Source organism: Streptomyces sp. NBC_01296, from assembly GCF_035984415.1.
Lineage (GTDB): Bacteria > Actinomycetota > Actinomycetes > Streptomycetales > Streptomycetaceae > Streptomyces.
On record NZ_CP130720.1, the window covers coordinates 7,145,678 to 7,165,411 of the forward strand.

Annotated in this window: 14 protein-coding genes; 3 read left to right on the forward strand and 11 right to left on the reverse strand. The window is 72.0% G+C overall.

What is annotated here, in order from left to right:
• Position 1 precedes the first annotated feature (1 nt).
• The 4 genes from OG299_RS32680 to OG299_RS32695 all read right to left on the reverse strand — a co-directional run bounded on the left by OG299_RS32680 (position 2) and on the right by OG299_RS32695 (position 5,203).
• Entirely contained in the window at positions 2-631 is a 630-nt protein-coding gene (locus OG299_RS32680) for a TetR/AcrR family transcriptional regulator (protein WP_266631519.1), read from the reverse strand.
• Positions 632-731: 100 nt separating this feature from the next.
• Positions 732-2,735 (reverse strand): galactose-binding domain-containing protein, encoded by a 2,004-nt coding sequence (locus OG299_RS32685; RefSeq protein ID WP_442817603.1) that lies wholly within the window; start codon positions 2,733-2,735, stop codon positions 732-734.
• A 301-nt stretch (positions 2,736-3,036) separates the two neighbouring features.
• Positions 3,037-4,230, reverse strand: coding sequence for an amino acid aminotransferase (locus OG299_RS32690; protein ID WP_266631521.1), 1,194 nt, complete (start codon positions 4,228-4,230; stop codon positions 3,037-3,039).
• A complete protein-coding gene (locus OG299_RS32695; RefSeq protein ID WP_327363400.1) occupies positions 4,223-5,203 on the reverse strand; it encodes a DMT family transporter in 981 nt (326 codons plus the stop codon). Before OG299_RS32695 ends, OG299_RS32690 begins: the two co-directional genes overlap by 8 nt.
• A 127-nt stretch (positions 5,204-5,330) precedes the next feature.
• On the opposite strand from OG299_RS32695, the gene OG299_RS32700 reads away from it, so the two are divergent.
• Positions 5,331-5,789, forward strand: coding sequence for an Lrp/AsnC family transcriptional regulator (locus tag OG299_RS32700; protein WP_327363401.1), 459 nt, complete (start codon positions 5,331-5,333; stop codon positions 5,787-5,789).
• 80 nt (positions 5,790-5,869) lie between these two features.
• Here OG299_RS32700 and OG299_RS32705 read toward each other — a convergent pair whose 3' ends face one another.
• Positions 5,870-6,295 (reverse strand): hypothetical protein, encoded by a 426-nt coding sequence (locus tag OG299_RS32705; protein ID WP_266631527.1) that lies wholly within the window; start codon positions 6,293-6,295, stop codon positions 5,870-5,872.
• 249 nt (positions 6,296-6,544) lie between these two features.
• Here OG299_RS32705 and OG299_RS32710 point away from each other — a divergent pair, with 249 nt between their 5' ends.
• Positions 6,545-7,564, forward strand: coding sequence for a serine/threonine-protein kinase (locus OG299_RS32710; protein WP_327363402.1), 1,020 nt, complete (start codon positions 6,545-6,547; stop codon positions 7,562-7,564).
• Between the two features lie 37 nt (positions 7,565-7,601).
• Here the strand turns inward: OG299_RS32710 and OG299_RS32715 are convergent, their stop codons facing one another.
• The 5 genes from OG299_RS32715 to OG299_RS32735 all read right to left on the reverse strand — a co-directional run bounded on the left by OG299_RS32715 (position 7,602) and on the right by OG299_RS32735 (position 18,111).
• Positions 7,602-7,832: a response regulator transcription factor gene (locus tag OG299_RS32715; protein WP_266636629.1), complete on the reverse strand. Its 231-nt coding sequence runs from the start codon at positions 7,830-7,832 to the stop codon at positions 7,602-7,604.
• Positions 7,833-8,035: 203 nt separating this feature from the next.
• Positions 8,036-10,471, reverse strand: coding sequence for a SpoIIE family protein phosphatase (locus tag OG299_RS32720; RefSeq protein WP_266631531.1), 2,436 nt, complete (start codon positions 10,469-10,471; stop codon positions 8,036-8,038).
• Between the two features lie 131 nt (positions 10,472-10,602).
• A complete protein-coding gene (locus tag OG299_RS32725; protein ID WP_327363403.1) occupies positions 10,603-11,319 on the reverse strand; it encodes a 4'-phosphopantetheinyl transferase family protein in 717 nt (238 codons plus the stop codon).
• Positions 11,320-11,329: 10 nt separating this feature from the next.
• Positions 11,330-15,781 carry a type I polyketide synthase gene (locus OG299_RS32730; RefSeq protein ID WP_327363404.1) on the reverse strand — a complete coding sequence of 1,484 codons (4,452 nt, stop codon included), beginning with the start codon at positions 15,779-15,781 and terminating at the stop codon, positions 11,330-11,332.
• Positions 15,778-18,111, reverse strand: coding sequence for an MMPL family transporter (locus tag OG299_RS32735; RefSeq protein ID WP_327363405.1), 2,334 nt, complete (start codon positions 18,109-18,111; stop codon positions 15,778-15,780). Before OG299_RS32735 ends, OG299_RS32730 begins: the two co-directional genes overlap by 4 nt.
• Positions 18,112-18,422: 311 nt before the next feature.
• Here OG299_RS32735 and OG299_RS32740 point away from each other — a divergent pair, with 311 nt between their 5' ends.
• Positions 18,423-18,848: a hypothetical protein gene (locus OG299_RS32740; protein WP_327363406.1), complete on the forward strand. Its 426-nt coding sequence runs from the start codon at positions 18,423-18,425 to the stop codon at positions 18,846-18,848.
• A gap of 81 nt (positions 18,849-18,929) precedes the next feature.
• Here the strand turns inward: OG299_RS32740 and OG299_RS32745 are convergent, their stop codons facing one another.
• The gene (locus tag OG299_RS32745) at positions 18,930-19,682 is read right to left on the reverse strand and encodes a hypothetical protein (RefSeq protein ID WP_327363407.1); all 753 of its coding nucleotides are present in this window, start codon (positions 19,680-19,682) and stop codon (positions 18,930-18,932) included.
• Between the last annotated feature and the right edge of the window lie 52 nt (positions 19,683-19,734).

The following is a 19,734-nucleotide window of genomic DNA, read 5'->3' on the forward strand; positions in this document are numbered from 1 at the left end:
CTCAGACGGGGGAGCCGGCGGAGTGCGGCAGGAGCCGCTCGGCGTGGACCAGGCCCGCGACGTGGTCGGTGACCATGTCGAGGATCTCCGCCGCCGCGGCGGCGTCGCCGAGGACGAGGAAGTTCAGGGTCAGCCCGTCCGTCATCGCCGCCAGATAGCGGGCCAGTACGGGGACGGGGACGCGGAGTTCGAAGTCCATGCCGAGCCGGACCTGCTCGATGAGCTCGGCGTACGTCGCGCAGTACAGCTCGTACTGCCGCCGGGCCAGATGCTCGAACCCCGGCTCGCGCAGGGCGTACTGCGTGAGCTCGTACGTGAGCATGTGCTCGGCGGGATGGGTGCAGACGTGGTCCCAGTACGCCTGGAATCCGGCCCGGACGCTCTCCCGGAGGGTGGTGCGGGGCCGGATCGCCTCCTTCACCACCGTCAGGTAGTGCTCGGTGATCGTCTCGATGACGGATTCGAGCAGCGCCTGCTTGGAGTCGAAGCAGTAGTGGAAGACGCTCAGCGACACGCCCGCCTCGGCGGCGATGGACCGGGTCGTCGTCCTGGGGACGCCGTCGCGGGTCATCGCGCGGATCGCGGCCTCCGTCAGCTGCCGGCGCCGCTGCGCCAACGGCATCCGTGCCATGCGGATTCGGTTCCCTTCGTTCGCGTACTGCGGCGGACGGCCGGGGCCGGCGGGATCGAAGGATCCGATCCGACCGGCCCCGGCCGCCGCCTCGGCGCCGTCAGCCGCTGTAGACGCCGACCTCGTGCAGGGAGTAGCCCCACTGCGTGCCGCGCCCCACCCCGTGGACCCGGACGTAGCGGGCGGGAACGCCGGCGAACTGTGCCGTGTCCAGGCCGCCGTCACCGGAGGTCGTGGACCACACCGTCTGCCAGTTCACGTCGTCCGTGGAGACCTCGATCCGGTACGACTTCCCGTACGCGCGCTCCCAGTCGAGGGTGACGCGCTTGACGAGGGCGGGGGAACCGAGGTCGATCCGGAGCCACTGGTCGTCGTTCCAGTCGCTCGCCCAGCGGGTGCTCGTGTTGCCGTCCACGGCCCGGCCGGGCGCGTAGCTGACGAACGGGTTCCACTCGGCGGAGCTGGCCGAGGCGGGCGCGCCCGCGGCGAGGTTCACCCCGGCCTTGTGCTGCTCCGACGCCCCCCAGGTGTGCAGGTAGGACTCGGCGCCCTTGAAGAGGTCGTCCACGACGCCCTGGCCGCCGACCTGCCGGATGTCCTCGATCCAGTCGGGGACCAGGCCGTAGTGCGCGGCGCCGTCGGTGTTGAGGTCCCAGGTGCGCTGCCCGGTGGTCTGCTTGTCGATGACGGAGCCGCCGTCGGTGCTGCGGAAGGGGTACTTCACCGGGTTCGGGGTGTCGGCGCCGCGCGGGCCCGGCCAGCCGCCGACCCCGTTCATGTCGGTGCCGTACCCGTAGCCCACGTGGTACTTGTCGCGCAGCGCGTCCGTGCGCGCGGCCTCCGCGCTGAACCCCTCGGCGCCGTTCATGTACTGGGCGGCGAACCCGCCGAGCTTGTAGAGGCGCTCGGTCCAGCCCAGGTCCATCCAGCTGTGCGAGGAGATCACGCCCGGGTAGGACTCGGACTCGAGGATGTCGAAGGCCCGGCCCGCGGCCTTGACGCTCATGTGGTCGACTTCGAGCATCATCTTGCGTTTCATCATGCCGCGCACGGCGTACTCACCGAGGTCGGTGAGACCGCGGCTGTTGCACTGCGCGCCGGCCGCGTACGAGGGGACGGACACGCCCGCCGGCAGCTCTTTCTGCGCCGAGGGCGCGGCCGCCAGGCCGATCGGGTTGTCGTGCTGCGGGCCGGTGCACTGCTCGGTCTTCCAGAAGGTGCCGGTCGACAGGAACTGCCCGACGTTGATCGCCGTGCCCAGGGCGCCCTCGTCGAAGCGGACCCCGCACAGGGCGTTGTCGAACTTGTGGCAGAGGAACATGCTGCGGACGCCGAGCCGGTACAGCTCGTCGAGGCCGCGGTCGATGTCCTCCTTGCTGCACTGGGAGACGTCCAGGATCTGCTTGCAGCCGAACGGCTCGGAGGTCTCCACGCCCATCACCACGGCCAGCTTGCCCTGCTGGATGACGTCGCGGGCCTGCGCGGAGTCCGTGACGATCCGGAACCAGCCCTTGCCCGGGCCGCCGTACATCTTGTCGATGTAGGCCTGCATGTCGTAGGTCTTCTGCGCCTCGAGGCGGATGGCGGTCATCTCGTCGCAGCTGCGGTCCTTGAAGAAGTAGACCGAGCAGATCACCCCGTTGGTGACGAGGTCGTTGACGAGGACGCGCTGGCCGCCGCGCCAGGCGCGCTCGATCCAGGCGTAGTAGTTCTGCTGGTGGGTCAGGGAGTCGTGGGCGGGCCAGTCCTTGAACGTCGGCCAGCCGTTGGGGTCGTGCTTGCCGTCCCCGCCCTTGGTGATGAAGTCGAAGATCGCGAGTGTGCCGTCGGGGTAGTGCTCCGGGCAGTCCTTGAGCGCGTCGGCGACGCCGAGGTCGGAGAACGCCTTGCCGCAGATGAGCCGGCCGCCGAAGCCCTCGTTGGACATGATGTGGTCGTGGGCGTCGACGAAGCCCCGTACCTGTCCCTGGGCGTCGGTGCCCTTGAAGGGCTCGCCCGTCACGTTGATCTGGGAGTCGGGCGCGGGCCGCACGACGGGGTTCCACCAGCCGGGATCGCCCTCGGCGGCGGCGCCGGGGGCGGGGCCGAGGGCCATGGCCACCATGGCGAAGAGCAGGGCGAGCAGCGCGAGGGGCCTGCGCCTGGTGCGGGGGGCTCGGGTCATGGTCATCACTCACGTCATCGGGAGGCGGATGGCGCGGTCGAGGACGCAGACCGTCGGAGAGAGCCGGTGAATTGTCATGTCCCGCGCAGGCAGTGCGATGAGAATCGCGACTGGTGCGAGCAGAGTCAAGAGTCCGGGACAGATGACCTGATGGAATGTCAGGTGTGGCGTGAGGCCTGTGGGGGAGGCTCCGGGTGCCGCCGCCGACCAGGTCGGTCGCGGCGGCACCCGGTCGTGGGCGCTACTCGGCGTCCTCGCCGAGGACCGCCGCGATGCCCTGCGCCAGGCAGGTGATGCGGTGGGCCGGGATACCGGCGATGTTGATCCGCCCCGCGGTCGTCCCGTAGATCGCGAACCCGCTGCGCAGCCGCAGCATCTGGCGCGGTGTGAGCGGCAGCATGGAGAACATCCCCTTCTGCCGCGCCAGTACATCGGCCTGCGCGCCCCAGCCCAGCGCGCTCAGCTCGGAGGTCAGGCCCTTGCGGTTGTCCTCGATCCGGGCCCGCATCCCGTCCAGCTCCGCGCGCCACAGGGCCCGCAGCCCGTCGTCCTCGAGGACCGTCGTCACCACCGCGGCGCCGTGCTCCGGCGGCATCGAGTAGAGGGTGCGCGCCGCGTTCTGCAGGGCCGTCTCCACGTGCCGCAGGGACTGGCGCGATGCACCGAGCACGACCGCGCAGCCGGTCCTGTCGCTGTAGAGCCCGAAGTTCTTCGAACAGCTGATGGCGACCAGCATCTCCGGCACCCGCTCCGCGAGCAGCCGCGTGGCCGCCAGATCGGCCTCCAGCCCGTCGCCGAGACCGTGGTACGCGAGGTCCACGAACGGCACCCAGCCCGCGCGCTCGGCCAGCTCGGCCACCGCGTCCCAGTCCTGCGCCGAGGGGTCGACCCCGGTGGGGTTGTGGCAGCAGCCCTGGAGCAGGACGACGTCGTCGCGCCGCGCCTGCCCGAGGTCGCGCAGCATGCCGGCCGTGTCGAAGCGGCCCTCGGCGTCGAGCCAGCCGTACGTCCGCACGGTCAGCCCGGCGGCTTCCAGGATCGGCCGGTGGTTGACGTACGCGGGGTCGCTGATCCAGACCGTCGTGCCCGGCCGGGTACGGCAGATCAGATCGGCCAGCAGCCGCAGCGCGCCGCTGCCCGCGACCGTCTGGACGGCCACGGCCCGCTCGGCCGCCCCGCCGGAGCCCAGGACCAGCGACAGCATCGCCCGGTTGAAGCCGGCGTTGCCGGAGAGCCCCCGGTATTCCTTGGACGCGGAGCGCTCCGCCAGGCGTATCTCGGCCTCACGGACGGCCGCCATGACGGGGGTGCCGCCCGTCTGGTCGCGGTAGACGCCGAGGACGAGGTTCAGGCGCTCGGGCCGCGCGTCGGCGCCGTACGCCTCGGTCAGGTCCCACAGCGGGTCGACGGGCGGCGGCAGGAGGAGCTCAAGCATGGACGGGAACCTCGGACTGGGGGCGGGTACGGGCACGGGGGCGCCGGTTGGCGAGGACGACGCCCGCGGTGATGAGGGGGACGCCGACGAGCACGGCCGCGGTCGGCGACTCGTCGAGCAGGGGAACGGCGAGCAGCACCACGGCGACCGGGCTGAGGCTGCCCACGGTGGAGCTGCGCTCCGCGCCGAGGCTGCGGATGGCGAAGGCGTACAGCAGGCCGGCGCACAGGCCGACGCCCAGCCCCTGCACCACCAGGAACAGGGCGATGTCGCTCCCCGCCGCCGAGGCCAGGCCGGTGGGCAGCACCCCGGTCAGGACCAGCAGGGCCATCACCGCGAACGAGGGAAGGCACAGCAGGCCGATCGATCCGACGGGATCGAGGTCCACCTCCTTCAGCCCGACGGTGTACAGGGCCCACAGCCCGCTGGCGACGAGCAGGATGCCGGCGCCTGCCAGCACCTGCGTGTTCAGCGGGACCACGTACCGCCAGACCAGCGCGACCACGCCGACCGCGATCAGCCCGAGCCCTGCCGCCTGCGTGCCCCGGGGCGCGCCGCGGCCGCCGGCGACCATCAGTGCGGAGACGAACAGCGGGACCATCCCGGGGACGATCGAGCCGACGAACGCCGCCGAGGTCAGGGAGCCGCCGTACATCGCGGCCAGGAAGAACGGCACCCCCGCCCCGCAGGCGATCTTGAGCGCGGCGGCCGGGCGCACGGCCGCGATCCGCCGGCGGCGCCGCCACAGCGCGGGCGCCAGGACGAGGAGCGGTACGCCGAAGCGCAGCAGGGCCGCGTCGGCGGGCAGCAGGGAGGAGGCGCTCAGGGCCCGGGCGCTGAGCGCGAAGGCGGCCCAGATCAGTACGGTCACCGCCAGGGCCAGGGTGCCCTGGGCCTGCGGGGAGAGCCCGAAGCGGCCTGTGGCGCGGGCCGGTGGGGGCGCCGTCGCGGGCCCGGCGTTCGTGGTGACCAAGGGGGCTCCTCCAGCCTCAGGGGCCGGATTCGGCCATGCAGCAACGCTAGATCTTTTGCCGGGGCAGCCGATTGCCAGTTCTGCCTCTCCGGCATACGTTTGGGGCAGAATCTGCCAAGGAGTGGTGATGGACGCAGTCGATCTGCAGATCATCCGTGAGTTGCAGGCCGACGGACGGCTGTCCAACCAGGACCTCGCCGACCGGGTCCGGCTGTCCCCGTCGCCCTGCCTGCGCCGGGTGCGGCGCCTGGAGGAGGCCGGCCTGATCCGCGGCTACACGGCCATGGTCGACCAGGTCGCCTTCGGCCTGCCGATCACGGTCTTCGTCCGGATACGGCTGGATCGGCACACGATGGAGGCGGTCCGGGTCTTCGAGGAGCACGTCGCCGTCATCGAGCACATCCAGGACTGCTACCTGATGGCCGGAAGCAGCGACTACCTGCTCCGGGTGGTCATCGAGAGCCTGGAGGCGTACGAGGCCCTGGTGCGCCACCGGATCCACGCAATCCCCGGCATCGCGTCGATCGAGTCGAGTTTCGCATTCGGCAGCGTGAAACAGTCCCGGGTGTATCCGAGCCCCGCCTGACATGCGGACGCCGGAGAGGCTGTGGGCCTCTCCGGCGTCCGCGGTGCGGGGGCGAATTCCTGCTCTTGCTTGCCGAGCTCTCAATTGCCGAGCTTCTGCTTCAGGTTCTCCTTCACCTGCAGCTTGATGTTCTGCTTGTTCACCTGGCCGCCCGTGCCGGTGCCGTCGCCGCCGACCGCGGTGGCGTCACCGGTGTTCACGGCGTCGGCGCTGGCGTTGCCGCCGGTGGCGTTGCCGGTCTTGATCTCGCACTTGCCCTTGCAGTTGCCGACGCCCGTGTCGGCGTTGCCGCCGGTGGCCTCGCCGCCGACGGTGGTGTTCTCGGCGTTGGCGTCGCCGCCGGTGCCGATGCCGTCGGCGCTGTCGTCCTGGACGAGGTTGACGGCCTGCTGCGGGGCGGCGGCCGGTGCGGCCATGGCGGTCGCCGGCAGGGCGATGCCACCACCGACCAGTGCGACGGAAGCTCCGGCCAGGAAGATGCGACGGGTCCAAAAGCGCTCAGACATGGGAATTCTCCATTCGGAACAAGAAAAGGCTGGTAAACCGTCTCCGGGAGATCCCCGGTGAGGGCGTACTTCAAATAAACCCGATACGAGAACATGCGTCACGCCACTCGAACACGTGGCTTGACGCAGAGAACCGATCTTGATAGGCCGGGCGCTCGGGTGGATCGCTGGATAGAATTTCCGGTAGGAAAGAGCGGCCCGCCGCGTCGGCGAGCCGTCGCCAGGTCGGCCGGGTGAGGGTGGTGCCTGATGGGCACGGCATCGGACTTGAGCCTCTACGCGGGCCGACCCTCCGGCCTGATCGGGAAGCAGATCGCGGGTTACCGGGTCGAGCGCATGATCGGCCGCGGCGGCATGGCCGTCGTCTACTGCGCGCGGGACCTGAACCTGGACCGCATGGTGGCGCTGAAGCTGATCGCCCCGGAGCGCGCCCGCGACGAAACCTTCCGGCGCCGTTTCACCCGGGAATCACGTGTCGCCGCGTCGATCGACCACCCGCACATCGTGCCGATCTTCGAGGCGGGTGAGACCGACGGCGTCCTGTACCTCGCCATGCGCTACGTCTCCGGCCTGGACCTGCGGGCCATGCTGGACCGGGACGGTCCGCTCCCCGTGGCGACCGCCGTCCGCATCGCAGCGCAGGTGGCGTCGGCCCTCGATGCGGCCCATGAGCACGAGCTGGTGCACCGGGACGTCAAACCCGGCAACATCCTGATCGCCCCGGGCACCGACAGCGAGCACCCCGAACACGTCTACCTCACGGACTTCGGGCTGACGAAGAACGCGCGGTCGGCCACCGGGATCACCACCACCGGCGAGTTCCTCGGCACGCTCGGCTACATGGCCCCGGAACAGATCTCCGGCCGGTCGCTGGACGGCAGGTGCGATCTCTACAGCCTCGCCTGCGTCGTGTACGAGACCCTCGCGGGCGGGCCGCCCTTCGAGCGCGACGAGGATGCGGCGCTGCTGTGGGCGCACCAGTACGACCCCCCGCCTCCCCTGACCGAGCGGCGGCCGGGAATGCCGCCCGCCGCGGACGACGTCCTGGCCAAGGCCCTGGCGAAGATCCCCGAGGACCGCTACGACTCCTGCCTGGAATTCGTCGCCGCCCTGCGCGTCGCCACCGCGACCGGCGTTCCCCGGCTCGCCGATCCCCCGTCCGGGGCGGACGCGCGGCCGACCGGGACCAGAGCGAAGGATCCGGCGCGGACACCGGATCCTCCGACCTGGGCCCGGCCGGTCTTCGCGCGCCCGCCCGGCGCGCTGTAGGCAACTGCGCTCCGTACGAGCGGATCGCTGCGGGGGGTCACAGTCCGAGGGAGATGGCCATTCGGGTCAGTTCGGCGGTGCTGTTGATGCCCAGCTTGGCGCGGATGCGGCGGAGGTAGGCGTCGACGGTGTGCTTGGAGAGTCCCATGTGGCGGGCCGTCTGCAGGTAGGTGCGGCCTGCGGCGATGTGGCCCAGTGCCTCCTGCTCGCGCGGGGCGAGGGAGAGGGCGGTGGTCTCGGTCTGCGGGGTGGTGAGGGTGAGGCTCATGGGATTTCCCTCCGACGGATCGGATCGGTCATCTCTGCTCGCGCCCTCGAAAGCAGGTGGACATGTAATCGAATGTCCGGTTTGTCCTGCTTAAAATCCTGCGCTCGCACCTTCACGACGGTGTCCGTCGACTGTCACAGGCGTGTGACAGGGCCCGCCTGCAGTGCCGCGCACGCCGCACCACCACGGAGTGCACGGTGCCTTCAGAAACCGATGAGGGACTGCTCGGCCCAGATGGTCTTGCCGACCGGGGCGTGCCGGGTGCCCCAGCGCTGGGCGAGCTGGGCGACCAGCAGCAGGCCCCGCCCGCCCTCGTCGAAGGTCCGGGCGCGCCGCATGTGCGGAGCCGTACTGCTCGTGTCGGAGACCTCGCAGATCAGGGTGCTGTTCTCGTGGATCAGCCGCAGCTGGATGGGCGGCTCGCCGTAGCGGATGGCATTGGTGACCAGCTCGCTGACCAGGAGCTCGGTGACGAAGGAGGCCTCCTCGAGCCCCCAGGCCGTCAGCTGGTCGGTGGTGCTCCTGCGGGCGGTGGCGACGACCGCGGGGTCGGAGGACAGGTCCCAGACGACGACCTTGTCCGAGTGCAGGGCCCGGGTCCGGGCGACGAGCAGGGCGACGTCGTCATCGGGACGGTGGGTCAGCAGGGCCGTCAGCACGCGGTCGCACACCGTCTCCAGCGTGGTGGCGGGGCGGGTGAGGGCCGCGAACATGTTGTCCAGGGCCTCGTCGATGTCGTGCTCGCGGGCTTGCAGCAGGCCGTCGGTGTAGAGGGCGAGGATGCTGCCCTCGGGAAGCTCCACCTCGACGGTCTCGAACGGCAGGCCCCCCAGACCCAGCGGCGGGCCGGCCGGGACGTCGAGGAGGTACACGGAGCCGTCGGGGGAGACCACGGCGGGCGGGGGGTGGCCGGCCCGGGCGACGGTGCAGCGGCAGGTGACCGGGTCGTAGACCACGTACAGGCAGGTGGTGCCGATGCCTCCCGCGGCTTCCCCGACGGCGCCCCCGTCCGCCTCGTCGGCGGACAGATGGATGATGAGGTCGTCGAGGTGGGTGAGCAGCTCGTCGGGCGGCAGGTCGACGTCGGCCAGGGTGCGGACCGCGGTGCGCAGCCGGCCCATGGTGGCGGCGGCGCGGATGCCGTGGCCGACGACGTCTCCCACGACCAGGGCCACTCGTGCGCCGGACAGCTGGATCACGTCGAACCAGTCGCCGCCCAGGCCGGCCGCGGTACCTGCGGGGAGGTAGCGGGAGGCGATCTCCAGCGCCGCCTGCGTGGGCAGCGTGTGCGGCAGCAGGCTGCGCTGCAGGGTCATCGTGGTGGTGTGCTCCCGGGAGGCCCCCCGCGTCTCGTGGATGCTGACGGCCGCCCGGGTCGCGAGCTCCTCGGCCAGCCGCAGGTCCTCCGGCTGGAAGGGCTCACTGCGCCGGTGGCGGCCGAAGACGGCCACGCCGAGGGTGAGACCGGCGGTCCGCAGCGGCGCCACCATGACGGAGTGCGTCCCGTACTCGCTGATCCACGCGGCGGCCCTCTCGTCCTCGGCCACCCATTGGGCGAGGGCCGGGTCGGTCGGCCCGTACACGGCGCCGCGCCCTGTGGCCAGGCACTCCGCGGGAGGTGACAGCGGCGGATAGCTGGTCGTCCCGCCGATCGCGACCTGGGATTCCGGGGTTCCTTCGAGGACCGACCGTACGGCGGTACGGCACACGGTGACCGGCCCCGAGGCGGGGCCGGCGGACGGCTCGTCACCGCGCGGGGGAGGGTCCAGCAGGTCGACGAACGCGAAATCGGCCAGCCGGGGGACCGCGACGTCGGCCACCTCCTGCGCGGTGCGGGTGGTGTCCTGGGCGGTGCCGATGCGGGCGTCCGCGACGTCCGGTACGAGGATCCGCTGCCGCTCAGGCTCGCTCACGGTCCTCTCGTGCGCGGCCAGGGACACGGCACGCACCCGGCCGTCCGGATCGCACACCGGGGCCAGCGAGGTCGCCCAGCCGTGTTCCGCGCCCGCACTCGCGGAACGGACGAAGGAGTCCAGGTACTGCGGCTCACCGGTCTCCAGGACGAGGCGCATCCTGCGCTCGGTCTCGTCGCTCACCGGATCAGGGGCGATCTCCGGCAGCCGCAGCCCGCGCATCTCCGCTTCCGTGAGCGACAGCGTGCGCTCCATGCCCGCATTCGCCCGGATCAGCCTCAGGCCGGCATCGAAGACCGCCAGGAAACAGGGGGACTGGGTGAACGCCCATTCCTTCAGCGGTTCGCCCCAGGGCGTGCCGGGCCCGCTCGTGACGGCGGACACCACGAGCCACCGGGCGGTCCCGCCGGCAGACGTCCGGCGGTGCGCGAGCAGTCCCAGTTCCACCCGGCGGCCGTCCCGGTGCCGCAGCGCCACCGTGCCGCTCCACCGCTCCTGGCCGGCCGGGAGCCGGGCCGCATCGCCCCCGAGGCCGTCGGCGAGCAGCTCGGCGGCGGGCACCCCCACGACCTCGGACGACGTGTACCCCAGCAGCCGACGGGCGTCCTCACCCCACTCCGTCACGATGCCCTGCTCGCTGATGGTGGCCGTGGCCGTGTATGCCGACTCGAGGGGGGCGTTCGTTTCCCCCGGCCGCTCACCAGGAAAGCTGGGAAGTTGCTCCATCGCCGCTCATCTCGCCCTCGCTAGTTCCTCTGCCGCCGTCCCACGGCAACCCCTGCACGGCCAGGCGCTCCACTGACAAGCATGATCCGGCGGGGCTGGGAGCACCAACGCAGTGCTGCCAAGGGGGGCGCTCAGTCGGCCGGCCCCGAGGAGAGGGCTGTCGGGACGCTCGGTGACGGGGCGGGGTGCGCGAGGACGAGGGCGAGGACCGCGTCCCCCGCCTGCCACACCATCGCGCGGCGCCGTCCGCTGAGTACGGGAGGCTCGAGGCCGGTGATCCGGACGCGCCGCGGAGCGTCACCGAAGATGCCGCTGCGGTCGGCCTTGACCGCGGCTTCCTTGAGCGCCCAGGCGCCGGCCAGGACATCGGGCCGGTCCGTACCGATCAGGGCGAGTTCCGCGGGGGAGAAGGCGTGGGCCCCGACCCGGCGGACCGCGGCCGCCGATTGCGTCCCGCACAGGTCGACTCCGACCGGCCCCGGTGCGAGGGCCGCGGCGACGTGCCGGGCGGTGTGGCTGATGGAGACGCTCACGGCCGGCATCGGGCTGCCGCCGACGACGACGTACGGACTGCCGTCGTCACGCGGGAGGATCTCCACGTCGTCCTCCGGTGCGCCGACTGCTTCGCCGACCAGGCGCTTGGCGAGCACACGGCCGGCCACCCACTCGGCCCGCCGCCACGCCGGCAGCGCGTGGACCACGCGCCGTTCGGCCGGTGAGAGGTGCGGCGGGAGAACCGGTGAGACGGGCGCTGCCCGCCCCCGGCCCGGGCGATGGGCCACGACCAGGCCGGCTCCGCCCCATCGGTGGACGTGGCCCGGTGTGATCGGCGGGAAGGTGGTGTCCATGGCAGCGGGGTCAGGCGGCCGCGGCCTGGTCCAGGTGCCGCAGCTCGTACTCGAGCGCGGTCACGGCGTGACGGATCTGGTCGCAGGTGTGGTCGCAGGTGACGAAGAAGCGCAGCCGGGCCATTTCCTCGGGTACGGCCGGGTAGAGGATGGGATTGACGCTGACGCCCTGCTGGAACATGGCCTCGGCGAGTCGCAGGGTCTTCATCGAGTCCCCGACGATGCACGGGACCACGGGGGTGTCCCGGCTGTCCCCGACGTCGATGCCCGCATCGCGCGCGAGGCGGACGAACAGCGCGGCGTTCTCCGCAAGACGCGCCACGCGCTGAGGCTCGGCACGCAGCAGCCGCAGGGCCGTCAGCGACGCGGCGGTGTCGGCCGGGGTCATGCCGGCGCTGTAGACGAAGCCCGGAACGGTGTAGCGCAGGTACTCGACGACCGGGCGGCTGCCGGCGACGTAGCCGCCGCAGCTCGCCAGCGCCTTGGACAGCGTGCCCGACCACAGGTCGACGGCCGAGCGGTCGGTGCCGCAGTACTCGCCGATGCCGCGCCCGGTCGCGCCGATCGTCCCGATGCTGTGCGCCTCGTCGATCATCAGCAGCGCGCCGTGCCGTCGCTTGACCTCGACGAGGGCGGGCAGGTCGGCGATGTCGCCGTCCATGCTGTACACGCCCTCGATGACGACGAGGACCCGCCGGTAGTGGTGGCGGACCTGGCCGAGGATCGCGTCGAGGGCGGCGGCGTCGTTGTGCGGGAACGGCCGCCGGGTCGCGCCGGAGAGCCTGCATCCCTGCAGGATGCTGTCGTGGGCGAGGGAGTCGTGGATGACGAGGTCCCCGGGCCCGACGAGGTGTCCGATCACGGTGACGTTGGTGGCATGCCCATTGGCCAAGGTGAGCGCGGCTTCGCATCCGAGCAGGTCGGCGAGTTCCGTCTCGAGCTCCAGGTGGAGCGGACGGCTGCCGGACAGCAGTCGGCTGGCGGACACCGACGTCCCGCAGCGTGCGATGGCCTCCCGGGCCGCCTCGGTCACCCGGGGGTGCGTGGCCATGCCCAGGTAGTTGTAGCCGGAGAACGAGACGAGCTCCCGGCCGTCGATGACGGTCGTGTCCGTGATGCCGCCTTCGTGGACGAGGAAGTACGGATTCCGCAGCCCCGTCCCGGCGAGCGCGGCGAAACGCTCACCGTGCGCGGCGACCTCCGGGAAGCACTCGATCCGCGTCTGCTCCTCGGGCGGCGGGGCGCCGACCGGCGCGGCCGCGGGCAGGTCGGCGGCCGGCGGCGCCGGAGCTTCGTCGCCGTGGTCGGCGCGCTGTACGGGGACGGCCGCGGGTGCGGCGTCCGCGGAGCCGCCCGAGATCAGCGCGGCGATCCTCGCGGCGGTCGGCCGGTCGGCAGCCCTCTCGTCGAACGTCCACTGCGGCCACTCCCGATGGAGGGAGGTGAACAGATCGGTCAGCATGAGCGAGTCGAAGCCGAGATCGTCGATCAGCAGCTGGTCGCCCCGCAGATGATCCACCGGGAAGGCGCTGATCCGGGCCACGTGCGCGAGCACGGCGCCGGTGACCTCGTCGATGCCCCGGGCCGGCGAAGGCTCCTGGTCGTCCGTCGCGCTCTCCCCGGGCGGTGCGGCCCGGGGCGGCAGGACGGCGGCGGGGGCGTCCTGCGGCGCGGGGCGCATGCTCCGCACCCAGTAGGACTGGGTGTCGAGCCTGGCCACCGGCAGGTCCAGCAGACGGCGGGCTTCCTCGGGAACCAGGGCGCGCGGGTCGACCGGGGCGCCCAGGACCGCGAGCCGGGCGAGGGCCCGGACGAACCCGCGTCCGCCGTCCGGCGCGGCCTCCGCGGCGGCGACGGCGTGGACGTCTGCGTGCCCGGTGAGGTTGCGGCGGACCGATGTGAGCAGCGAGCTGCCGCCGGTCACCTGGAGGAAGATGCGGGCCCCCTGTTCGTAGGCGGTCCGGACGGCATCCCCGAAGCGGACCGGCGCGGACGCGTGCCGGGACCACAGTTCCCCCAGCCGGTCGGCGTCGGTGCAGACCGCCCCGTCCACGGACGACACGAACGGCAGGGCGGGGCTCCCGAGGCGCCGGTCGGCGAGGTACGTGCTCAAGGCCTCGTCGGCGGCGGCGAACCGCGGCGAGTGGAAGGCGCCCGACACCTCGAGGGGCAGCGTGACGACACCGGCCTCGGCACACGTGCGCCGCAGGACGGCTAGCCCGCGCAGCGAGCCGCTGACCACGAGCTGCCGCGGCTCGTTGAAGCAGGCGAGCCACACGTCGCCGATGCCGGTCATGAGCCGGCGGCAGGTCTCCTCGTCGCTCTGCACGGCGAGCATCCCGCCCCGGGAGCCGGTCTCGGCCCGTCGCAGGGCTGCACCCCGGTGGGCCAGCAGCCGGACGGTGGCCTCGTCTGCGAGGGCTCCGGCCGCTGCGGCCGCGGCGAACTCTCCGACGCTGTGGCCCAGGGTGAGGTCGGGCGCGAGGCCGCAGTCGGCGAGGAGGTGGGTGGCGGCGATCTGGACGGTGCCGAGCAGCGGCTGACACACGTCGGTGGCGGCGAGCCGCTTCCTGAGCTCCTCGTCGTCGCCCTCACCGGCCGCCGCCCCGCCGTACAGCAGATCGGTGAGGTCGAAGCCGATGTTGCGCCGGGCCACGGCGCTGAGGGCGTCGACGGTGGTCCGGAAGCCGGTGAACCTCTCGTAGAGGTCCTGCATCATGCCCGGTCGCTGACTGCCCTGCCCGGGGAAGAGGAAGGCGATGCGGCGCCGGTCCGGCGGCAGGGGAGCGTCGGCGGCGAAGGCGCCGTCGCCGAGATCGCCCCGGGCGCCGTCGGCGAGCTGCCGGCGGGCCTCGCGCAGCCGTCGGACGAGTTCGTCCGTGTCGGCGGCGACGATCGCGAGCCGGGCGGTCAGGGGCTCACGCGCGCCCAGGGTGTGGGCCACGGCGGCCACCGGCGGGCGGTCCGTCGTGTCGAGTGCGTCGAGAACGTCGCCGATGTGCTCGTCCAGCAGATCGGGGTTGCCGGCCGAGAGCAGGACGAGCTGGGGTCGGGTGGCTTCGGGCCGTTCGGTGAGGTGGTCGACGGCAGGGGCGGGCTGCTCTTCCAGAACCACGTGGACGTTCGTACCGCCGAAACCGAACGAGCTGACGGCAGCCCGCCGCGGGGTGCCCGTGGCCCGAAAGGGCCGTGCGGTGTCGGCGAAGCGCAGGCCCGCGGCGGCGATGCCCAGGTCCGGATGGGAGCTGGTCTCCGGCTGCGGCACGATCGTGCGGTGGTGGACGACCAGGGCCGTCTTGATCAGCCCCGCGATACCTGCAGCGGACAGCGAGTGCCCGATGAGGGCCTTGCCCGCCGCGAGGTAGCACAGTGCGGGGTCGTCGTCGGGGAACTCGGTGCGCAGCCGGCGCAGCGCCTCCACCTCGGCACGGTCACCGACGGCGGTGCCGGTGCCGTGGGCCTCGATGAAGCCCACGGACGAGGGGGCGACCCCGGCCTCGTCGTAGGCCCGGCGCATGGCGCGCAGCTGGCCTTCGGGGGTGGGGGTCAGCGGTCCGGGAGATGCGCCGTCGTTGGCCGAGCCGATGCCCTTGATCACCGCGTAGACGCGGTCGCCGTTGGCGAGGGCGTCCGCGAGCGGCCGTATGACGACGGCGCCGGAGCCCTCGCCGAGGACGAAGCCGTCGGCCGCCTCGTCGAACGGGCGGCACACCCCGGTCGCGGACAGTGCGCGGAGCTTGGAGAAGCCGACCAGGCTGTCGGGGGTGAGGTTGAGGTACACGCCGCCGACGACGGCGATGCGGCAGGCGCCCTGGCCCAGCTGGGCGATCGCCTGGTCGAGGGCGACCAGTGAGCCGGAGCACGCGGCGTCGACGGCGAAACTGGGGCCGCCGAGGTCGAACTGCCGGCTGACCGTGCCCGCCGCCATGTTGAGCAGGCTCCCGGGCAGCGTGAAGCTCTGGACGGTGCCGAGCTGTGCTGCCTGTTCCCTGGCGGCGTCGAGGCCGCCGGGGTGGTCGGCCGTGGGCGACTCGTCGGCCAGGGCGATGACCCGGAGGGGGGCCGCCATCAGGTCCTTGTAGTCGGACACCGATATGCCGAGGAAGACCCCGGTGTTCTCACGGTCGAAGTCGCCACGGCCCAGCCCCGCGTCGTCGAGGGCCTCGCGGGTGACGTCGAGCATCAGCCGGTGCTGGGGGTCCATGGCCCGGGCACGGGCGGGGGGCACCCCGTAGTGCGGCGCAGCGAAACGGTCCACGGCATCCAGGAAGGCGACCTGGTCGGTGTACGCGGTATGAGGGGCCGAGGTGTTGTCGGGCTCGTGGAAGGTCCCGTGGTTCCAGCGTTCCGCCGGGACGGCGGAGAACTGGCGTTCCCCGCTCAGCAGGAGCTTCCAGTAGGCGCGGATGTCAGGGGCGCCGGGGAAGCGGCAGCCGAGTCCGGTGATGGCGATGTCGGTCATGACGGGTCTTCTTCCATTTCGTGGTGCCCCGGGCGCACGGCGACCAAGGCGGAGGGGACGGGCTCTGCACCGTGGGAGTCAGCGGTGCGAGGGTGCGGGGGCAGGTGGATCGGCGCGGACCGCGGGGCACCCCTGCCGGCCGTGGCCACGGGAGCCCGGGCCGCCGGATGGGGCACCTTGCGCCTGATGGGCCACGGCGCCCACCAGTTCAGGCCGCCGGCCAGGCGCATGAGCGCCGGTACGAGGACGCCCCGCACGAGCGTGGCGTCGAGGAGGACACCGAGGCCTGCGCCGATTCCGAAGAACTGCAGGAGCGAGACCTGGGAGGTGCCGAAGCTCAGGAGCGTGAAGGCGAGGAGGGAACCGGCGGTCGTGACGATGCCGCCCGTGTGGGCTATGCCCGAGACGATCGAGTCGGTGTTGCCCTGCCCGGCCTCGTGCGCCTCCTTGATGCGCGCGAGGACGAACACCTCGTAGTCCACCGAGAGCCCGAAGACGATGCAGAACAGCAGCACCGGCATGGTCGTGCTGAGTGGTCCGGGCGTGAAATGGAGCAGGTGCTGCAGGTGGCCCGTCTGGAAGACCCACACCATCGCGCCGAGGACGGCAGCGAGGCTCAGGGCGTTCAGCGCGATGGCCTTCAGCGGCAGCAGCAGGCTGCGCGTGAAGCCGAGCAGCAGTACGAACGTGGTGAGGGTGATCAGCGAGAGCGCCAGCGGAAGCCGGTCTCCGACGGTGGCCTTGGCGTCGACCAGGACCGCACTCGGTCCGCCGACGAGGACATCGGTGCCCGCCGGGGCGGGAGTCGCGCGGACGGCGTGCACGAGCTGCTGGGCGGCGCGCGACCGGGGGTCCGCCTGCGGCACCACGGAGAGCCGGGTCGGGCCGTCGCCGACGGGCCGGGCCGCGGATCCGGGGGAGCCGGAGACCGCTGCCTTCGCGCTGTGCCGGAAGCTGCCCTCGGGCCCCACGACCTGGGCGACCTGCGGGAGCGCGGAGAGCCGGCGGGCGTAGTCCTCCCGGGCGGGCGGGGAAGCCTGACCCGTCATGACGACCGTGAGCGCGCTGGGGCCGTTCATGTCGAACGCACCGCGCACCAGGTCCCCGGTCTGACGGCTGGAGGAGCTCACGGGCAGCGCCCGCTCGTCAGGGGTGGCGAAACCGGCGTGCGCGAACGGCCCGGCGAGTACCACGAGCAGTCCGATCACCGGCAGCGCCGCGATCAGCGGGCGGCGTACGACGATCTGCGACAGCCGCCGCCAGAAGCGTGACTCCGAGCCGGCGTGGGCCCGGCGGCGCCACGGCACGGCCCAGGCGTTCACCCGCTTTCCGAGCAGCGCGAGCAGAGCCGGCAACACGGTGACGGCGCTCACCGCAGCGATCGCCACCACGGCGATGCCCGCGTAGGCGAAGGAGCGCAGGAAGTAGGGCGGGAACACCAGCAGCGTCGCGAGCGCGGCGGAGACCGTGGCGGCACTGAAGAGGATCGTGTGGCCGGCGGTACGCACGGTGCGCAGGGCGGCGCTGCGCGGACCGTGTCCGTCGGCGAGCTCCTCGCGGAACCGGGAGACGACCAGCAGCCCGTAGTCGATGCCCAACCCCAGGCCGAGCGCGGTGGTGAGGTTCAGCGCGAACACGGACACGTCGGTGACGGCGCCGAGCACGCTCAGGACCAGCAGCGTCCCGGCGATGGCCAGTACCCCGATCAGCAGGGGCAGGGCCGCGGCCACCACGCTTCCGAACACCAGGACCAGCAGGATCAGCGTTCCCGGCAGCACGACGGACTCGGCGCGCTTCAGGTCGGACTCCGAGAGGTCCTGGAGCTCGGCGTCGATGAGCGCCGGTCCTCCCGCGTGCACCGTGAGGGCCGTCGTGGCGGCCGTCGGGGTCGTCAGCTCCTTGCTCAGCTGCTTCACCCGCGTTCCGAGCTGCTCCCCCTCGCCGGCCACGTGCGCGACGAGCATGGCCGCGCGGCCGTCCCGGCTGCGCAGTTCCGCCGCGTTGCCGGTCCAGTACGAGGTCACGCCGCTCACGTGCGGTTGCGTACGAAGGCGTGCGGTCAGGGCCTCGCCCGCGCTCCGGGCCGCCGGGTCGTCGACGGAGCCGGCGCGGGCCTGGGCGACGACGACCAGGTTGGGGGACGCCCCCAGGTGCTCGGCCGCCACCCGGGCGGCGCGGCTGGACTCCGATCGGGGGTCGTCGTACCCCTGCGTCTTCAGCCGGCCGGTCGCCTCTGCGCCGAACACGGCGGACAGCAGGAGGAAAACGAGCGCGGCAAACAGGACGAGCCGTGGACGGCGGGTCACGAAGACCCCTGCGCGACGGGACATGAATGCCTCCGCTCCGGATGGTGTTTCGCTCCTGCTCTTGAGCAGGACGGTCGATTTCACCGTGCGGGGAGGAGGAACGGGGTCATAGCCCCGGCTATTCGTCACTTGACAGGAGCCGCTTCATACGGGCCGCCGGAAGAGTTCCCCCGGGCCTTGCGCAGCCTTCTATCAAGATCGGTTCTCTGCGTCAAGCCACGTGTTCGAGTGGCGTGACGCATGTTCTCGTATCGGGTTTATTTGAAGTACGCCCTCACCGGGGATCTCCCGGAGACGGTTTACCAGTCTTTTCTTGTTCCGAATGGAGAATTCCCATGTCTGAGCGCTTTTGGACCCGTCGCATCTTCCTGGCCGGAGCTTCCGTCGCACTGGTCGGTGGTGGCATCGCCCTGCCGGCGACCGCCATGGCCGCACCGGCCGCCGCCCCGCAGCAGGCCGTCAACCTCGTCCAGGACGACAGCGCCGACGGCATCGGCACCGGCGGCGACGCCAACGCCGAGAACACCACCGTCGGCGGCGAGGCCACCGGCGGCAACGCCGACACGGGCGTCGGCAACTGCAAGGGCAAGTGCGAGATCACCACCGGCAACGCCACCGGCGGCAACGCCAGCGCCGACGCCGTCAACACCGGTGACGCCACCGCGGTCGGCGGCGACGGCAAGGGCACGGGCGGCCAGGTGAACAAGCAGAACATCAAGCTGCAGGTGAAGGAGAACCTGAAGCAGAAGCTCGGCAATTGAGGGCAGCACATCGCCCGCACAGCACGGACGCCGGAGAGGCCCACAGCCTCTCCGGCGTCCGTTTCGTGCTTCTCGGGCTGGTCAGCCGTTGCCGCCCGTGGCCGTCGCGTCGCCGGACACGGCCGTTGCGTTGCCGGTGTTGAGGGCGTCGGCGCTGGCGGCGCCGCCCGTCGCGGCACCCGTGGTGATGGTGCACCTGCCGATGCAGGTGCCGACGCCGGAGTTGGCATTGCCGCCGGTGGCGGTGCCGCCGACCGTGGTGTTCGCGGCACTGGCGTTGCCGCTGACGGCGCTGGCGTCACCCCCCGTGCCCTTGTCGTTGTCGCCCATGGCCCGCGTGCCCTGCCCGACCGAGTTCACGGCCTCGAACGTGCCGCTCAGGACCTCACCGCTCACGGCGGTGTTGACGCTGTCGTGGCACAGGCCGCTGCACACGTTGAAGGCGCCGTCGCCCACTGCGGTGTTGGTGCTGGTGCCGCAGAGGCCCACGCACTCGTTGAAGGCGCCGTCGCCCACGGTCGTATTGGTGCTGCCGTCGCACAGTCCCCGGCACACGCCGGAGGAGCCGTCACCCACGGCCGTATTGGTGCTGTCGTGGCAGATGCCCTCGCACATGCCGGAGGTGCCGTTGCCTGCGGCGGTGTTGCTGCTGTCGTGGCAGAGCCCCCTGCACACGCTCGGTGCACTGTCGGTTGCGGCGGTGGTGATGCTGCCGTAGCCGTACTGAGGGGATGCCGGTGCGGCCATCGCGGTCGCCGGCAGGGCCACGACGCCGGTCAGTGCCACGGAAGCCGCGGCCAGCACGATACGACGGGTCCAGGAATGCTCGTTCATCGGAATTCTCCGGGATTCTTGTGCGAGGTCTTCGCCTGTGGCCAAGCAGGCG

Bases quoted from the DNA above. Each gene is read 5' to 3' on its own strand.
- OG299_RS32680 (WP_266631519.1), bottom strand. From the start codon at position 631: ATGGCACGGATGCCGTTGGCGCAGCGGCGCCGGCAGCTGACGGAGGCC.
- OG299_RS32685 (WP_442817603.1), bottom strand. From the start codon at position 2,735: ATGGTGGCCATGGCCCTCGGCCCCGCCCCCGGCGCCGCCGCCGAGGGC.
- OG299_RS32690 (WP_266631521.1), bottom strand. From the start codon at position 4,230: ATGCTTGAGCTCCTCCTGCCGCCGCCCGTCGACCCGCTGTGGGACCTG.
- OG299_RS32700 (WP_327363401.1), top strand. From the start codon at position 5,331: ATGGACGCAGTCGATCTGCAGATCATCCGTGAGTTGCAGGCCGACGGA.
- OG299_RS32705 (WP_266631527.1), bottom strand. From the start codon at position 6,295: ATGTCTGAGCGCTTTTGGACCCGTCGCATCTTCCTGGCCGGAGCTTCC.
- OG299_RS32710 (WP_327363402.1), top strand. From the start codon at position 6,545: ATGGGCACGGCATCGGACTTGAGCCTCTACGCGGGCCGACCCTCCGGC.
- OG299_RS32715 (WP_266636629.1), bottom strand. From the start codon at position 7,832: ATGAGCCTCACCCTCACCACCCCGCAGACCGAGACCACCGCCCTCTCC.
- OG299_RS32720 (WP_266631531.1), bottom strand. From the start codon at position 10,471: ATGGAGCAACTTCCCAGCTTTCCTGGTGAGCGGCCGGGGGAAACGAAC.
- OG299_RS32725 (WP_327363403.1), bottom strand. From the start codon at position 11,319: ATGGACACCACCTTCCCGCCGATCACACCGGGCCACGTCCACCGATGG.
- OG299_RS32730 (WP_327363404.1), bottom strand. From the start codon at position 15,781: ATGACCGACATCGCCATCACCGGACTCGGCTGCCGCTTCCCCGGCGCC.
- OG299_RS32735 (WP_327363405.1), bottom strand. From the start codon at position 18,111: ATGTCCCGTCGCGCAGGGGTCTTCGTGACCCGCCGTCCACGGCTCGTC.
- OG299_RS32740 (WP_327363406.1), top strand. From the start codon at position 18,423: ATGTCTGAGCGCTTTTGGACCCGTCGCATCTTCCTGGCCGGAGCTTCC.
- OG299_RS32745 (WP_327363407.1), bottom strand. From the start codon at position 19,682: ATGAACGAGCATTCCTGGACCCGTCGTATCGTGCTGGCCGCGGCTTCC.